Source organism: Alkalibacillus filiformis (assembly GCF_030814115.1).
GTDB lineage: Bacteria > Bacillota > Bacilli > Bacillales > Alkalibacillaceae > Alkalibacillus > Alkalibacillus filiformis.
In genome coordinates, this window is sequence record NZ_JAUSUP010000021.1 from 1 (window position 1) to 15,919 (window position 15,919).

Annotated in this window: 21 protein-coding genes; 8 read left to right on the plus strand and 13 right to left on the minus strand. The window is 38.1% G+C overall.

All coding sequences use genetic code 11. The annotated features are described in order from the left end of the window. Positions 1 to 275: 275 nt before the first annotated feature. Both J2R98_RS14205 and J2R98_RS14210 read left to right on the plus strand, forming a co-directional pair. Complete coding sequence (locus J2R98_RS14205; RefSeq protein WP_307070120.1) at positions 276 to 1,217, plus strand: hypothetical protein; 942 nt, start codon at positions 276 to 278, stop codon at positions 1,215 to 1,217. Between the two features lie 126 nt (positions 1,218 to 1,343). Beyond that, on the plus strand, positions 1,344 to 2,099 hold the full coding sequence (locus tag J2R98_RS14210; protein ID WP_307070123.1) for a DUF2087 domain-containing protein: 756 nt from the start codon (positions 1,344 to 1,346) through the stop codon (positions 2,097 to 2,099). Between the two features lie 593 nt (positions 2,100 to 2,692). On the opposite strand, the gene J2R98_RS14215 is transcribed toward J2R98_RS14210, so the two are convergent. The 7 genes from J2R98_RS14215 to J2R98_RS14245 form a co-directional block, all read right to left on the minus strand. Then, positions 2,693 to 3,136 carry a hypothetical protein gene (locus J2R98_RS14215; RefSeq protein ID WP_307070125.1) on the minus strand — a complete coding sequence of 148 codons (444 nt, stop codon included), beginning with the start codon at positions 3,134 to 3,136 and terminating at the stop codon, positions 2,693 to 2,695. Positions 3,137 to 3,668: 532 nt separating this feature from the next. Next, the gene (locus J2R98_RS14220; protein WP_307070126.1) at positions 3,669 to 3,935 is read right to left on the minus strand and encodes a hypothetical protein; all 267 of its coding nucleotides are present in this window, start codon (positions 3,933 to 3,935) and stop codon (positions 3,669 to 3,671) included. A gap of 25 nt (positions 3,936 to 3,960) precedes the next feature. After that, a complete protein-coding gene (locus tag J2R98_RS14225) occupies positions 3,961 to 4,227 on the minus strand; it encodes a hypothetical protein (RefSeq protein ID WP_307070128.1) in 267 nt (88 codons plus the stop codon). A 184-nt stretch (positions 4,228 to 4,411) separates the two neighbouring features. Continuing rightward, positions 4,412 to 4,651, minus strand: a complete 240-nt coding sequence (locus tag J2R98_RS14230; protein ID WP_307070130.1) for a YkuS family protein — start codon at positions 4,649 to 4,651, stop codon at positions 4,412 to 4,414. A gap of 61 nt (positions 4,652 to 4,712) precedes the next feature. Beyond that, the gene (locus J2R98_RS14235; RefSeq protein ID WP_307070131.1) at positions 4,713 to 5,624 is read right to left on the minus strand and encodes a P1 family peptidase; all 912 of its coding nucleotides are present in this window, start codon (positions 5,622 to 5,624) and stop codon (positions 4,713 to 4,715) included. Between the two features lie 12 nt (positions 5,625 to 5,636). Beyond that, entirely contained in the window at positions 5,637 to 5,948 is a 312-nt protein-coding gene (locus J2R98_RS14240) for a hypothetical protein (protein ID WP_307070134.1), read from the minus strand. Position 5,949: 1 nt separating this feature from the next. Further along, positions 5,950 to 6,444 carry a GNAT family N-acetyltransferase gene (locus J2R98_RS14245; protein ID WP_307070136.1) on the minus strand — a complete coding sequence of 165 codons (495 nt, stop codon included), beginning with the start codon at positions 6,442 to 6,444 and terminating at the stop codon, positions 5,950 to 5,952. 130 nt (positions 6,445 to 6,574) lie between these two features. Here J2R98_RS14245 and J2R98_RS14250 point away from each other — a divergent pair, with 130 nt between their 5' ends. Continuing rightward, entirely contained in the window at positions 6,575 to 7,492 is a 918-nt protein-coding gene (locus J2R98_RS14250) for a YncE family protein (RefSeq protein WP_307070137.1), read from the plus strand. Positions 7,493 to 7,529: 37 nt separating this feature from the next. Here the strand turns inward: J2R98_RS14250 and J2R98_RS14255 are convergent, their stop codons facing one another. The 3 genes from J2R98_RS14255 to J2R98_RS14265 all read right to left on the minus strand — a co-directional run bounded on the left by J2R98_RS14255 (position 7,530) and on the right by J2R98_RS14265 (position 9,040). After that, on the minus strand, positions 7,530 to 8,084 hold the full coding sequence (locus J2R98_RS14255) for a hypothetical protein (RefSeq protein WP_307070140.1): 555 nt from the start codon (positions 8,082 to 8,084) through the stop codon (positions 7,530 to 7,532). Positions 8,085 to 8,149: 65 nt separating this feature from the next. Next, on the minus strand, positions 8,150 to 8,635 hold the full coding sequence (locus J2R98_RS14260) for a hypothetical protein (RefSeq protein ID WP_307070142.1): 486 nt from the start codon (positions 8,633 to 8,635) through the stop codon (positions 8,150 to 8,152). A gap of 21 nt (positions 8,636 to 8,656) precedes the next feature. Then, positions 8,657 to 9,040 (minus strand): hypothetical protein, encoded by a 384-nt coding sequence (locus J2R98_RS14265; RefSeq protein ID WP_307070144.1) that lies wholly within the window; start codon positions 9,038 to 9,040, stop codon positions 8,657 to 8,659. Between the two features lie 164 nt (positions 9,041 to 9,204). Between J2R98_RS14265 and J2R98_RS14270 the strand changes: the two genes are divergently transcribed. The 3 genes from J2R98_RS14270 to J2R98_RS14280 all read left to right on the plus strand — a co-directional run bounded on the left by J2R98_RS14270 (position 9,205) and on the right by J2R98_RS14280 (position 10,063). Beyond that, the gene (locus J2R98_RS14270; RefSeq protein ID WP_307070146.1) at positions 9,205 to 9,543 is read left to right on the plus strand and encodes a DUF4181 domain-containing protein; all 339 of its coding nucleotides are present in this window, start codon (positions 9,205 to 9,207) and stop codon (positions 9,541 to 9,543) included. A 115-nt stretch (positions 9,544 to 9,658) separates the two neighbouring features. Then, on the plus strand, positions 9,659 to 9,850 hold the full coding sequence (locus J2R98_RS14275; protein ID WP_307070148.1) for an H-type small acid-soluble spore protein: 192 nt from the start codon (positions 9,659 to 9,661) through the stop codon (positions 9,848 to 9,850). 18 nt (positions 9,851 to 9,868) lie between these two features. Next, complete coding sequence (locus tag J2R98_RS14280; protein ID WP_307070149.1) at positions 9,869 to 10,063, plus strand: H-type small acid-soluble spore protein; 195 nt, start codon at positions 9,869 to 9,871, stop codon at positions 10,061 to 10,063. Positions 10,064 to 10,103: 40 nt separating this feature from the next. Here the strand turns inward: J2R98_RS14280 and J2R98_RS14285 are convergent, their stop codons facing one another. The 3 genes from J2R98_RS14285 to J2R98_RS14295 all read right to left on the minus strand — a co-directional run bounded on the left by J2R98_RS14285 (position 10,104) and on the right by J2R98_RS14295 (position 12,163). Then, entirely contained in the window at positions 10,104 to 10,766 is a 663-nt protein-coding gene (locus J2R98_RS14285) for a hypothetical protein (protein ID WP_307070151.1), read from the minus strand. A gap of 15 nt (positions 10,767 to 10,781) precedes the next feature. Continuing rightward, entirely contained in the window at positions 10,782 to 11,438 is a 657-nt protein-coding gene (locus J2R98_RS14290) for a hypothetical protein (protein WP_307070153.1), read from the minus strand. A gap of 248 nt (positions 11,439 to 11,686) precedes the next feature. After that, positions 11,687 to 12,163 (minus strand): membrane lipoprotein lipid attachment site-containing protein, encoded by a 477-nt coding sequence (locus J2R98_RS14295; protein WP_307070155.1) that lies wholly within the window; start codon positions 12,161 to 12,163, stop codon positions 11,687 to 11,689. Between the two features lie 160 nt (positions 12,164 to 12,323). Here J2R98_RS14295 and cydD point away from each other — a divergent pair, with 160 nt between their 5' ends. Both cydD and cydC read left to right on the plus strand, forming a co-directional pair. Next, the gene (gene cydD, locus J2R98_RS14300) at positions 12,324 to 14,045 is read left to right on the plus strand and encodes a thiol reductant ABC exporter subunit CydD (protein WP_307070156.1); all 1,722 of its coding nucleotides are present in this window, start codon (positions 12,324 to 12,326) and stop codon (positions 14,043 to 14,045) included. After that, entirely contained in the window at positions 14,032 to 15,726 is a 1,695-nt protein-coding gene (cydC, locus tag J2R98_RS14305) for a thiol reductant ABC exporter subunit CydC (protein WP_307070158.1), read from the plus strand. Before cydD ends, cydC begins: the two co-directional genes overlap by 14 nt. Positions 15,727 to 15,919 lie beyond the last annotated feature (193 nt).

Consider the following 15,919-nt stretch of genomic DNA (forward strand, 5'->3'; position numbering starts at 1 on the left):
CCACTATAATATGGAGGGAAATGATAAAAAATTGAGCAATTTTGAGTCACAGCTAGGTGAATTGTTTTGTGTCCAGTTTAAGGGGGCCTAGCCGTTGTCCGACAGTTATGACATCGCGTCCGACATTAATCCCACTTCGTCCGACAATTATGATCCCGCGTTCGACATTAACCCCACTTCGTCCGACAGTTATACCCCCGCGTCCAAAATAAAAAAGGAATACATACGCAAAATGTCGAAGCATCTAATAAAGACTATTTAAAAAGGAGTTAATGATGAATATTTCTAAAGAAACTTTTCAAAAAACAGATGCTTGGATGAAAAGAAATGCACGTCCATTAGAACTAGCAAGATGGGAATATCACTTCAAAGGTGGTTCAAAAGAAAAAGTCCTAGATCGCCTCTCTGCTTTTCAAAATGCAGATGGTGGGTTCGGCCATGGACTTGAGCCTGACTTTTGGAACCCTCATTCAACACCAATGGCGACTTGGGCTGCAGGACAAATTTTAGTGGAAATTGATGCGCTGCCAAACGAAAAACTGACACATTCCTTAACCCAATACTTAACTAACCTCCCACAAACCGAACCTGGCATGTGGCCTTCCGTCACGCCTGAAAACAACGATCATCCACATGCATTTTGGTGGAAATGGCAAGAAGGGGCACAGCAGTTTTGGCAGTTCAACCCAAGCGTGGAACTCGCCGCGATGCTGATTCACTGGTCCTCACATGAATCTAAAAGCGCTCAAATAGGTTGGCAAACTCTCAAGCACGCAGTAGAACATCTTATGACAACACCTCAAATGGACACACATGAAATTCAAAACTTTCAACAATGCATTAAACTGATAAGACCATTCGAACAAACTTTTAATCATGTCATTAACTATCAATTACATGACGTCTCAGAAAAAATAATGCAATTAGCTGAACAAAGCATTGACCAAGACCCAGCTACTTGGGGAAAAGGTTATCAAACGTTGCCTTTAAATTATATTACTCACCCAGAACACCCGCTTTCCAATCGGTTAGGCAATTTAGTAGAAAAAAACATCGAACTGTTTTTTAATGAAATGACTAACGAAGGCATTTGGGATATTTCATGGAACTGGGAAGGCTTTGGCTTTGATCAAGAATTTGCAGTTGCTAGAAGACAGTGGCAAGGGATACTCGCTGTCGACCGCTATAAAATATTGCGTAACTTTGGATACTTATAAAGGTGAGTGGCTTAAGCCATTCACCTTTTTATTATTACAAACAAAATTTAAATTCGTTTGACTTAAACACAACTTAAATGTATTATGTTTATAAATAAACAAACAAAATAAAAGGATGCTTACAATATGACTAACAATCAATTTTGGGATGCTTCAGTTGAAGAGTTAACAAAAGGCTATTCTTACAACCAAGATTACGATACATACACTTGCCTCATCTGTGAGAAAACGTTTGAAAACGGGGTGATATATCCCATTGAAGACACATTGTTCGAAGCTAGAAAAGCAGCTAAAAAACACATCATAACTGACCACGGCTCTATGTTTCAGCAACTCACTTCACTCGATAAAAAATACACGGGTTTAACCGAACTACAACAAGACATTTTACAACACTTTAAATCAGGGCTAACGGATAAAGAAATTGCCAAACAGATTGATGCTAAAAATACATCGACGGTCAGACACCATCGCTTCAAACTTAAAGAAAAAGAAAAACAAGCACGAGTCTTTCTAGCAATTATGGAGTTACTTGACAAAGATCAAGACGATTCCAATTCATTTATCACAATTCATAAGGGGGCGACGATGGTGGATGAACGTTATGCCATTACTCAAGAGGAAAAAGAAAAAGTATTAAATACTTATTTTGACAAAGGGTTAGACCAGCCACTCAAGCAATTCCCAAGTAAAGAAAAACGCAAGATCATCATTTTACAACAAATCGCTACAAAATTTGATCGCGACCAAACGTACAATGAGTTTGAAGTGAATCAAGTGTTAAAGCAAATATATGATGATCACGTGACACTGCGCCGCTACTTAATTGAATACGGTTTTATGGAGCGCAGTCGTGACGGTAAAGAATACAACATTAAATAAAGAAGAGTTAGAAATCAATTCAAAAAGGGACTTAGAATCTTATCTAAGTCCCTTTTTATCATGGAAGTTTCTAATTAGAGTAACAACGCTTTCTACTGCTTCAATAAGCTACATTTTATAAAAAAGCTAACACGTAAGTCACAAAAACAGCTATTGGAAATATAATAAATAGCCAATTTAACGCTTGTAAAACTCGAACAAAATAACTGTGGTTTTCGCTTTAAAATTTTCTAATATACACCAGGGAAATTAAAGCAACTATTGGCGTTAAAAAACCTAAAAATCCATAACTTGGTTAAGTAGCATCTAATAACTCTTGAATCAAAAATGAAGTAAAGATGATGTTGAGAAGAAGTAATAACAATGGAATCCATAAATTGAATTTTTTTGATTTATTATAAGTCATACAAGATATCCCACCTTCTTTCAATTTACTTCAACTAAAGAAACCTTCACCTTATTCAACTCTTATGCTCACAATAGTGAAAGAATTAACGGATCTATTAAACCAACGCTCTCCGTTAATATCAATAATAAGAAAGATTGGTGGGATTGATGTTTTAGAATCAATGGGAATAAAAGTAGTTGTTTAATTATTTCTCATGGTTGATCAACTCAAATGACTCTTCAAAATCATCCCATTTTACTTCAACTTGGATTACCGCATCCTCTTGTACTTTAGCCCCGGTGCCACCACCACTAATTGTAAATGTAGAATCCTTCGGTGGTTCATTGAATTCCGTACTCCTTCTTCCTGCTTTAGCCCCTGCGTCATAAGAAAATTCAAGCTTTTCAATTGATTGGAAATCTTTCTCTGTCCCTTTATAAGTGAGCTTAAATTCAAAATCGTCTTCATTAGTATAAGTTTTCACCCCTTCTTCTTCATCCCATATTTCCGTTCGCTCATAAACATATTCAGCTTCCCAAGACTCACCTTCACCTAAAAACGTGTACTCATAGTTAATCACTTCTTCATTCGAACATCCAGCAAGTGCCACGATCACTATAAATACTGAAGATATTAATAGTTTCTTCATCTCGATCCTCCCCCTTTTGTATTTTTATTGTTGAAGATGCTCACAGGTAAAATTAATTAACTTACACTACTTGTATTTCTCAAATACTGCATTGCACCAACCACTGTAATCAGCAAGACAAATAAAGGTGTAAAGTATGCAAATGAATACATTACAAAACAAAGTACAGAGTATAGATATTGAAGTCATCAAAATAAAAGTTATCAAAACATTTAAGTGAAAATAATTTAATAAAATAAACCCCACTAGTATCATAGGTGCAAAAATTAAGAAAGATACCAAACCTCTGGAAAGTAAAGTTATCTCGTGTTCTGTTTTACATTCTTTACAATTAATAGGTTTGTATTCTAACAACAATGATTTAATGATTTTTCCTTTGTTCACTTGTACACCACATCTATTACACCTTGGCAAAATCATAATCCCCCTTAAGAACAGGTTTCTATTATCTACTAGAGGAACTGTTCTTATTGATCAATCCCCATCTGGTAGAGGAACAAGAAAGTCATCTATTTTCACATCGAGATTTGGATTAGAAGATTATATAAATTAAGATTACAGAACCCATTAACACAAATAAAAAATCTATGATTGCCAACTTCTTATTTTTCTCTATTAAAGACTTATAAAATCCGTACACACCACTTATGAAGAGTGAAACTATTATTAATATAAGTCCAACTTCACTCGTTCCATAATCTCCCAAGATCATACTCGCCGCAAGCAACAAGAAAATAGTGACTACGATTCCATACACAACTTTAATCGTTTGATTAACTTCTATATTCTCACTACTCATTAATATACTCCCTTCATTAACTACGTTATTTGACCTGTTCCGTTTCATGACCTGAATCATTACTTTTAAAACTGCCATATACTCCGATTACTAAACCTAATACCATAATAAAGTAACCTGTTCCTAATAAGTTCGAAAATAACAAAATCCCACCAAATAGTGTTAGATGAATACCGAAAAGTTGTACTTGAATTGGAGTTGGGTCTATAAATTTAACAGCGCTAAATATGAAAAATGCAATGACGATTAATATTATTATAATAAAAGAAACCATCCCAACTAGTTCTAGCATTTATCTCATCCTCCCCCTATAAAGATTTATAATCCCTGCTCCTGTGAGTCGCGAACACCTTTAAACAGGAACCATTTAGAACAATCACTTCCACAATACCATTTGTTGTAAGTTTTGTGAATAGACTGACAACTTTTACAAACAAAAAAAGAACTGCCCTCACGGAAAGCAGCTCTTACAATTCTTAATGAACCTTACTATTCACAGCTTCAACGACTTCATCTGTCGACATGCCGTTGCAGTTAATGACGGGTGCATTTGTTGCTTTGTCGCTCATCCCCATCATGTTGTTGTCTTGTCCAGAAACACAGCAACAATCGCAATCTGGCACTTGTTCACCTTCTAATTGAATGACATCATGCCCAGTTTGAGCAAGCGCGTGTTGTAGGTCTGACATGTTATTTTCTACTGCAATACGAGCCATTTCATTCACCTCCGTTTTATTACCGTTCTTATTGTAAAACGTAAGGCTACTTTTTATTCATTTATTTTCCAACGGCATTCAAAATCGCTTCTTCCATCACTTCAGTCGCCAATTGTCCAATCAAATCAACAGAAGCACGTTGTTCACCTGTCGCCAGAGCAAAGATCGTATCACCGTCATACATAGTATGTGCTGGAAAGATCGTTCGTCCAAGCGCGTTTTGCGACATTTGTGCCACTTTTTTCGCTTCCGCTTTCGTTAATTTCGCATTGACCGCAACAGCACCAATCGTCGTGTTCGTTCCAGCAATACCCTCCACTTCAGCTTGTTTACGCATCATTTGAGCACTGTTTAAAAATTCACCTGTCTCTAAGTTACGCGCACCGGCTAATATTTCACCCGTCATAGAATCGCAAACATCACCAACAGCGTTTACCGCAACGATTGCACCGACAACAAGGCCATTTTCAAGTTCGACCGACGCACTGCCAAGGCCACCTTTACTTGCCGCTTCAAAGCCAGCAATTTTACCAACTGTCGCACCACACCCTGCACCGACTGCTCCTTGTTTAACGGGAAGAGGACTTGCGATTTCAGCTGCTTCATAACCCATCTTTTGATCTGGCCTTACATTCGCATCCCCTACAGCCAAATCAAACAAAATCGCACTCGGCACGATCGGAACTTTAGCCACTCCAACGTCCATGCCGACATTCTTTTCTTCTAAAAATCGCATCACACCAGATGCTGCGTCCAAGCCATAAGCACTGCCGCCAGCAAGGCTAACCGCATGAACTTCTTCCACTAAATTGACTGGGTCAAGCAAATCTGTCTCACGAGTTCCTGGTGCAGACCCGCGAACATCAACACCACACGTCGCGCCGTCTTCAGTTAAAATAACCGTACACCCAGTTCTTGCGACTTCATTTTGCTTATGGCCGACTTTAACACCTGGTACATTAGTGATTGTCATCCGTTTCCCCCCTTAAACGATTAACGTCATCATTTCACGAATAACTGGTGATAAGATTAATACTAAACTTCCAGCAACTAACCAACGTGTTGTGGAAGTCGACAGACGCTTTCGTTGCTTACCGTTATACCAACCACTAAACTGCAAGCGATTACGGTAAAGAACAAAAACGACTAACATAACGCCAACTCCAACAAATGTACTGCTCTCAATCCCAAACACGCCATAAATGTTTATAAACATAAATGACAACACACCGCCAACAATGAAAAAGATTGCAGCTAATCGCAACAACTCAAGTACCGATCGAACAACTAAGCTCATATTAAACCTCCTCATACTCCTTCACCATTTGTAACGTCTTTAACGTATGCCCTGCAAAAACATCATCATACTCTTTTACGACATTAAACCCTTTTGCTTCATAAAACTTCAAACCTACTTCATTCTCTTTTTCAACTTCTACATATAACCTTTGTAAACCTTTTAACTGACTGACACCACTTTGTAGTAGTTTTGTTCCAATTCCGAATCCAATATGGTGAGGTAATATATAGATTGCCACCAATTCCGCTTCCCCATCATCATTAACAGGCGTTAAATTAGCAAAACCAACGATCCCATCTTGGTTTTCTGCTACCCATACACCACCACGATCAAGACGGCGCTGCATATTCAAGTCACTATACGCTTCAGTTAAAAACGTATCTTGAATATACCGGGGAATAATCCCTTCATAGGTATGATGCCAGCTTTCTTGCGCTACGTGTTGCACAGCACGGATGTCACTTTGTTCTAACGGTCTAATAACAGCGTCCATCTTGATCATTCTCCTTTTTCTGCCAGTATAACATAATATATGGAATTTCGAAATTCGAAACAAAATACTTCCCTTTTAAACTTTCAAAATGTTAAAATAATTTTAGTGTTAATACATAGGAGGGTTCACCATGTCAAAATATTTAATCGTCCTTAACAAAGATGAGGACACGCTTTCGATCGTTGATTTAGACAAGCAAGAATCAATCAAAACGATCCCAACGTCTCACAACCCACACGAAGTCGTAATAAGTAAAGATGGGAAAAAGACTTACATCGCTTGTTCATTAGGAAACGCTGTCGATATTATGGATAACGATTCTTTTGAAATCGTTAAAACGATTGAACACCCTGAATTCGCATTCCCACACGGTGTTGATCTTACTAAAGATGGCAAGAAGCTGTTTTTGGCGAGTACATTTTGCAGTAAAATTTTCGTCATTAATACAGAAACTGATGAAGTCGAGAACGTTTTCCCAACGTATCAAGATAAGTCACATATGATTTCTTTCTCACCAGATGGTAAGACTGTATACGTACCCAACATCGGAAGTCATAACGTCACAGAAGTTGATGTAGAAACAGAAGAAGTCGTAAACCATTTCCCTGTCGGTCGTGGCCCTGAAGGTTTAGCCGTTCATCCAAACGGCGAACACATTTATGTCGCAAACCAAGAAGACAATACATTATATGTGTTAGACAGTTCTAACTACGAGACACTATTTAAACGACGTGTAGGTGAATTGCCAGTAAGATTAGTCTTCTCTCCAAATGGCGAATATGCTTTAATTGCTAACCGCTATTCACACGACGTTTCAGTCATTCAAACTGAACAAAAAGTTAACAACCAAGTTCGTCCTTGGGAAATTAAGCGAATTCCAGTTGGCCGTTGGGCTGGTGGGGTTGTCTTTAACTATGAAGGTAGCTTCGCATACGTTGCCAATAACAAAACAAACGACATTTCCATCATTAATATGGAAACGTTAAAAGAAGAAGAGCGCATTGATGTCGGCGTACACCCTGATGGAATCGCCTATTTAGAACGTTAAAAAGCTTGGGAATCCCCAAGCTTTTTCTTTTCTCTATTTAATTAACAACCATTTCCATATAAGTTAACAACTCATCTTCAGAAACCGTCCCATCACTTGAGACAACTTCATATAACCAATCATCTACAGGGATATAAATTTGCACTCTGTCTGAAGATCGGTTGACATAAGCGTCACGTCCGCCGACCGATTTCACATCAAAATTTTGATTCGGGTCTAAATAAGGTGCTGTCACTTCGTCAAAATAACTAACTGCTATTCGTACTTTTTCTTTCCCTTCATAAGGTCCATACAAATATTCAAGTTGATCTCGCTCTTCTTTACTTTCAATTTTTTCTTCACTCGCAGCTAAATCACCAACTTGCTGTATATCTGAATAAATGAGACGTGCTTCATCGACGTGATCACCTTGCGAATCATAACGCACATGTGCGTCGATTAACGTATAACCTTCTGGCTCCATAACAGTTAAATCATCATCGAATATGTTTTGTAATTCATTTTCTGCTTTGCTATAACCTCCACTATTTGTACAGCCGACAGTGAATAACATAACAGCGAATATTAAAATGATTTTCTTAATTTTGACCACCCTCTATTTTAAGGACTATATTACTAAAGGTCATCTACTTTTCATAATATGAGGCTCTTCCTCTACTATATAATAAACCATATGACAGTCAACACACCGACCGTCCATACACCACTTCGTTCAATAATCTGCCTTTTCGATAGCTTGTCCTGACTAACCTTATACACGATCGCAACACCCATTATATTTAAAAGAAATATAAAATAGTAGATTAATAAATACATCAAGCCGCGGTATTCAGAAACTAGTTGATAACCACCGAATTCCATTAGAAATATTAAGACGACTGCCGATAAGAAAAAGACAATTGTTATAAGGATAGGCATCTTCTCCCAAATCGGATGAATTAAAAATGTCTCACTTTTCTTCGTCTGCCAATAAAAGATCAAACTAAAACAACTAACAACAATGGCAATATAGGCTAGTAAACCTATAATATATAAGAAAAACTCTGAGCCATCGTTTACACCAAATGTCTCGAGTTGTTCTGTTACAAAAGCTAATAGTACTAATCCTGCTAAAACGATTACTTGATAGATTGTATACCGCATTTAAATACTCTTTCTCTTGTACTACTCTAGCAATTCTGTTTCTACTAACATGCCGAACTCTTCGTCCCACTTACCAATTCCTTCACCAGCTTTCGGGCTGACGATTGTTGCTGAACCATCATCATGGAACCATATGACATAATCTAACTCTTCTTCTGTATCACTTAAAATGTGGGTTACAGTGACGTCTTGTGTACGCTCCATATTCGGCATCGTATGATCACCCCACTCGATTTCACCCCAATAACCTAAAAAGCGGTCAAGACTGTCCCCCTCTGAAATCGTATACTGCTCTTCTCCAGTATCAACAATCATTTCAACAACTTCATCATCATTTCCCATCGTCGTTACCGCAAATAAAACAACGACAACAATTAAAGCAATCCATGTCCATTTTAACCTCATGCTGCATCCTCTTTCTCATTCTATTTTTAACCAAACTACTACTAATTCTCTCTAATTTCAACTCATAAAACAATCCATAACATCACCATTCCAACTATTCAATATAGTGACAATTTCATGATAAAATAGTAAGACTACAATCATTCAGTTCGGAGTGTTCAATTATGGCCTTAACACTTTTACTAGCATTACAAGGAGCTATACACGCGCTATTAAGTCATATTTTCTTTCATCAAGATCACCATAAACTGAAACATACTGATGGGATTAAGCTCATGCATTTTACCACTTGGACAGTAGTTACCTTCATTTTTTTGTTGTATATAGCACTTGGGATTGAAGGACTGACTATTTACCTTGTCTACATCTCTATTTTTTCTATAACCATTATTTTAGGAACTGGCGCTTATTTAGAATGGCGGTATTTAAAACAATCGAACGCTTATACCTTAACTTTATCGACTTTGGCCTTCTTCGTTATTTGCTTTTATTATTTTCTGTAATGGTGTTGAATTCCTCCTCCGTGATTAAGCATTTATTTTAATTTCGAATTAAAATGTATAACCTTCCCTATATTGAGCAACGCTATTAGAGGAGAATTTTATAAGGAGGGACATGATGGAAGTTAATCGAGCGCAAGAGATTTATGAATCACCGACTTTAATCAACGTTAGTTACCAAGGACAGCCCATTTTCATTCAAGACATTCACCCTGGTGAAAACAAGGCAACCATTTCCCCATTAACAGACGTCGATGACAAACAAGAAGTCGAACTTGACCATTTAGTCGAAGAAGGACCTACTCACTAAAAACTTAGGAGGAATTAGATGGATCAAAACAGAGCAAAAGAAATTTCTCAATCCCCTGATATGAAAGATGTGCAGTATAATGGCGAACGTATTTACATACAGGACGTCGACGAAAACTTAGGAAAAGCAAGGGTATATTCACTGAACGATCCTGGTAAACAATTCGATGTAGAAGTCGGTCAGCTTGTTGAAAAAGACGACCTAAAAAAATAATCACCAAGTCGTAAAAGCACCTTCAATTTTAGGAGGTGCTTTATTCTTGTTCTTCATCGATGATCTCATTTAAAAATTCATATAGCCCATTATCGTCTTCTACTCGGTATTCATTTCTGAAGCTAAAGCGAATTCCATTTTCATCGACCATTATAAGAGTCCTTCCTCCACCTCTTCTCGTCGTTTGCAGAGCAACTGAGTTGGCACTCCCTATCATAGCTACCACACCACTCCGAAGTGTCATATCACGATGGTCGTTTAGTATTTGGTCAATTATCTCTTCATCATCAATGACAATATCACTACGCCTTTGACCACCTAAAATCGTTATTTCTGATAAGGCAGGACTTAACTCTTCGTCAACAACTTCTCCAAACGTCGTTGTTTGCGCTTGTGCGATTAAGTCGAATATCACTAATAGGCAGACCATCCCGAAGATGTAAAAGACTTTTGTCCGTCTTTCTTCAAACGCTGTAACAGCGTATCTAATAGCCGTTGCAAAGATCATTAATACGATGATGTGCAACCAATTAGCTCCAATCGTTTCAAACAAACTGGCCACACCATACCTATACAAATCAACTACTAGATGAAAACCGACATACGTAACAAACGTAAAAACTGGAGCCGTCCAACCTTTAAAATTAAACGAAGCTAACACAGATAATACTGCAAGAACAACGACTAACATACTCATTAACACACACTTACTCCCCCATTAATCTTCCCATTCTATATCTTCATTTTCTAAAAACTCATATACTTCTTCAGGATTAAATATGTAATAGTTTTGCCTATCAACATATATATTGCCGTACTCGTCTAATTCCATTCTATACTGACTGCTATTAAAATCGAGTATATAATCCACCCTTGGCCATCCTTCTTGCCTTTTCACCTCGAGATCATTTAAAACTTCATGCCACTCACGAAGTAGTTCTTCATCCTCAATGGTCGTATTCGTTCGGTTGATACGTCTGTCTATTTCGAGACGTTCGATTTCAAACTCTTCACCATACTCATCAGCGATTACTTGCTCCATTGTAGTGTGTTTAGACTGCTCTATATAAAATAGAACACCACCTAAAAATACCAAAATGACAGTTAATGTTATTGGAACAACCTTATACTTCCATATACGGTCTATAGCAACATCTAGAATAACAGAAATAATCGCCAAGAAAATAACTGCTTCCAAAAATGATAATCTAACAATGCCAGGAACAAACAATTGATAGAAAACTATAGCTCCATAATATAAGATGACTGTAACAATCGGTGTCGCCCACCATTTGTCATAAAACCGCGCAATGAGGACTCCTGCCACTAGAACAAATAATATTAAAACAAGACGAAATAATTCTACTTCCCCCATTTAATCCCCCATTTATATGTATAACTTGCTATAATTTTACAAGTTAAAAAATGAAAAATCAAAATATTTTTGAACTTCTGTGCACACTAATTGCAGGTGTATAGGTGAGCTTATAAAATGAGTATAAATAGACTAGTTCTACTAGCAATTACAATTATATTGTGGGATTCTTTTCGAAGACGAAAACAAGAAGAACAAAGCGATCATGAAAAAGGAGGATATGAATAAGCCATATCCTCCTTACCACTTTATCTCTCTAATTTCTTATCAAAAAACAACTCATGCTCAGCTGTCTCATCACGATTTTCTAAATTAATCGCCTGTACTAAATGGATGCCATCTTCTTCTAAGAAGAGTTCAAATTGACCACTACTGCCAAACTGATCAGAATCATATTCAAATAACCCATAACCATCTTCAAATTCATCTAACACACCGATTATGTCTTGAAGCAGTCTTCCTTCTGAACCGACTTCATTATAATTGAAGTGATACTCGCCGTCCTCTTCTTCAATTCTTAAAATCTCGTAAGGTTCTTCATCCGATTGATAAGTTAACCAAGCACCTAAGTATGACTCTTCATCCATTGGGTCACCGTCTTGGAAGTCGACTAAGGCTTCATCTAAATTTTCTGGCTGTTCGATTGCACCTGCATCTTCATCACCGTTATTTTGACACGCTGCAAGCACTAACATTGCGACTAATAATACTATTATTTTTTTCATGCTCGTCCCCTTCCTTCATTCTTCTACTTACCATTATAAACGATTTTGCAACAATTCTAACAAGGTTCAATAAAATTTCATCGACTTCTTACATCGTTTCAATTAAAAAAAGACTGATAAAAGCGTAAAATGGTATTAGAAGGATGAAAGGACATTCGTTATGCTATTAAAACCTTTAATTAAACGACAAACTTATATTCAGTTAAGCATCGTAAGCATTGTATTTGCGCTTATGATTATTGCACAAGCGTACTTAATCGTCTCTATTATAGAAGCGATCTTTTTAAGTAACGCTACTTTCACTGCCATTTTACCAAGCTTAGGGCTGTTATTGATAGTGATTTCATTACGTGCTGGTATGAACTATTTAAACGGCTTAATTGGTTTGCGCTCAGCTAACCAAGCGAAGAAAAAGCTAAGGGAACGCACTTTGAATCACTTTACAAAACAACCCGTCGACTTATCTTCACAAGGTCGTTCTGGGGAAAAAGTGTCTCAACTAATTAACGTCGTTGAACAAACAGACAGCTACTTTAGCCAATACATTCCGAAAATGATTCAAGCGACGATTGTACCACTTGCTATTTTAATTGTTATTTTTACACAAAATTGGGTATCAGGCTTGATCATTTTAATTACAGCACCTTTTATCCCATTATTTATGGCGATTATCGGCATGAAAACGAAAGATAAATCAGAAGAACAATTAAACGAGCTCTCCTCTTTTTCGGGACAGTTTTTAGATTCGTTACAAGGCTTAACAACTTTAAAACTGTTTGGTCAATCTGAGCGAGAAAAAACAAGAATTGAAGACAGCAGTATCAATTTTAGACAAGCAACACTCGGCGTGTTAGCTGTCGCGTTTACATCAGCATTTATGATGGAATTGATATCAATGTTAAGTATGGGGCTGATCGCACTTGAATTGGCTCTTGGATTAATTATTTTTGATACGATTTCGTTTGCAACTGCTTTCTTTGTCTTGCTATTAGCACCCGAATTTTACATTGCGCTTAAAGATTTAAGTAGCGCTTTTCATTCTGGTCGTGAAAGCTTAACAGCCAGTAAAAAGCTTGAAGAACAATTGAACGAACCTGTTGAGGAACTAACATGGGGTGAAGCTTCACTTACTTCACTTCCTCCTCGAATTCAGTTAAATGAAGTGTCATTTGCTTACGATGAGAGTGAGACGGTTCAAGCAGTTTCAGCAACGATCGAAGCTGGAAGTTCTGTCGCGATCGTTGGAAAAAGCGGTGCTGGTAAAACGACATTACTTCACTTAATCGCCAGGCTTTTACCTATTCATGGTGGGGAAATTTTAGTCAATGATACTGATCAAGCCCGATTAGATGAACAGGCATGGTTTAACGAACTCAGCTATATTTCACAGCACCCTTATATTTTTTCAGGAACGATCTATGACAACATTCAAATGAGTGAGCCGAGTGCAACAAAAGAAGGCATTGAGCATGCTGCAAGAGAAGCTGGATTAGAGCCTTTAATCGAATTGTTAAATGACGGCTTGCACACAGGGATCGGTGAAGGTGGACGCGGCCTTTCAGGTGGGGAAAAACAGCGTGTTGCATTGGCGCGAGCCTTTTTAAAAAAGCCATCTGTAATATTATTTGATGAACCGACGACTGGGCTTGATTTAAAAACGGAACAAGTGTTAAATGAATCAATTAAAAAGCTTGCTGAAGACGCGACGCTTATTACGGTCGCCCACCGCATGCATACGATTCGGAAAGCTGATCAAATCATCGTGATGGATGGAGGACAAGTTGTTGGAACAGGTCAACACGACATGTTACGTCAGTCAAATGCAACTTACCAAGCTTTAATCGGAGAGGCAACTGGAGGTGAGCGCGATGACAGGTCTTAACATTGTTATTAAACAATTAATGAAAGAGAAAAGAGATGTTGTTTTATCGATCCTCTTCGGCTTTATCGCCGGAATTGCTGCTGTTGGCTTATTTACTGCAAGTGGTTATTTAATTTCACAAGCTGCTTTAGGTGTACCGATCACTGCTTTGACCGTCGTCATCGCAATCGTAAAACTACTCGGGTTCACACGTGCATTATCTCGTTATAGCGAACGTTACTTTTCACACCGCGCAACCTTTACGATGTTAAGTCACATTCGCGTGCAATTTTTTGAGAAACTTCAAAACCTTACACCATCAAAAGTGCAACACTTTCGCACAGGTGACTTATTATCACGTTTCGTCTCTGACGTTGAGTCGTTGCAAAACTTTTTCTTAAGAATTTTTTATCCGCCCATTGTACTGGTGCTCATCTTCTTAAGCACAGTTTCATTTACGCTTTATTTTTCATTTTGGATTGCGCTTCTATTAGTCGTCGGACTCTTATTATCGACAGTCGTCTTACCCGCATTGTTTGCTAAAATGCGTCAGACAACAGAACAGCCCGTCCAAGAAAAACGCAGCGACTTATCAGCACAAGCGACTGAATTGCTGTTCGGCTATCAAGATTTAAAGATTCACCAAAAGTTGTCTGATCAAGGTGAGGCTTTTAACACAGCGAATGATGAATTAATTCAAGCGCAAACGAAAGAAAGAAAGCATGAACTGTTGAACCAAGTTCTCGATGGTTGGGTTGGATTATTGATGGCTTGGGCTGTCTTAGCAGTTGGTGGTTGGCTCATTGCAACCGGACAAATGGATGGCGTGTGGTTGGCGATGTTCATGCTCCTTACATTAACCGTATTTGAAAACACACAACCGATGGCAGCTTTTCCGCAATATTTCCTAGAAAATAAAAAGGCAGCGAATCGAATTTTCTTTAATGAGGATGAAGTAGTTAGTGAGCCAACACAACCTTTGGGCGACGCTGGGGCGGTCGACATTTCCTTTCGCGGTGTCGACTTCACTTATCAAGATGAACCACGATTAACTCTAAAAAATGTCAATTTATCGATCCCTTCTGACAGCAAAACAGCCGTCGTCGGTGCAAGCGGTTCTGGGAAATCAACCTTGCTTCAGTTAATATTAAAGTTGGAAGAAGCAAGCGGTGGCGAAGTGTATATTAACAGTCAAGGCATCAGCCAAGTGACACCTGAAAGCTTATGGCAGCAGACGAACACCGTCATGCAAGACCAGCAATTTTTTGCCGGAACAATTCGAGATAACTTACTGTCAGATGTTAATGACGAACAACTAACTTACGCGCTAAAACGCGCACGTCTTACCGATTTTTCACTAACGGACGAAGTATACGAAAAAGGCGATAACTTATCTGGCGGTGAAAAACAACGACTTGCGATTGCTCGTCTATTTTTACGCGATGCCAACTTGTGGCTACTCGACGAACCAACTTCTTCACTAGATCAAGTTACTGCCCAAGAAGTTATGAACGAAATTATGCGCGATGCAGAGGGTGGCACGGTCGTGATCGTAAGCCACAACTTACGAGGGCTTGATGAAATGGATCAAATCATTGTGATGGACCATGGAGAAGTCGTCGAGCAAGGAACTTTTGATGAACTGATGAGGCAAAAAGGTTACTTTTATCAATTGAAAGAGATTGAGAGAGATACGTTGTGATGAGAGTTACCGAATAGTGGCTGATTATTACCGAATAAGAAGGTTTATTACCGAATAGAACTCCATAACTACCGAATAAGAAGATCTATTACCGAATAGCGGCTAGGCCCCCTTAAACTGGACACAAAACAATTCACCTAGCTGTGACTCAAAATTGCTCAATTTTTTATCATTTCCCTCCATATTATAGTGG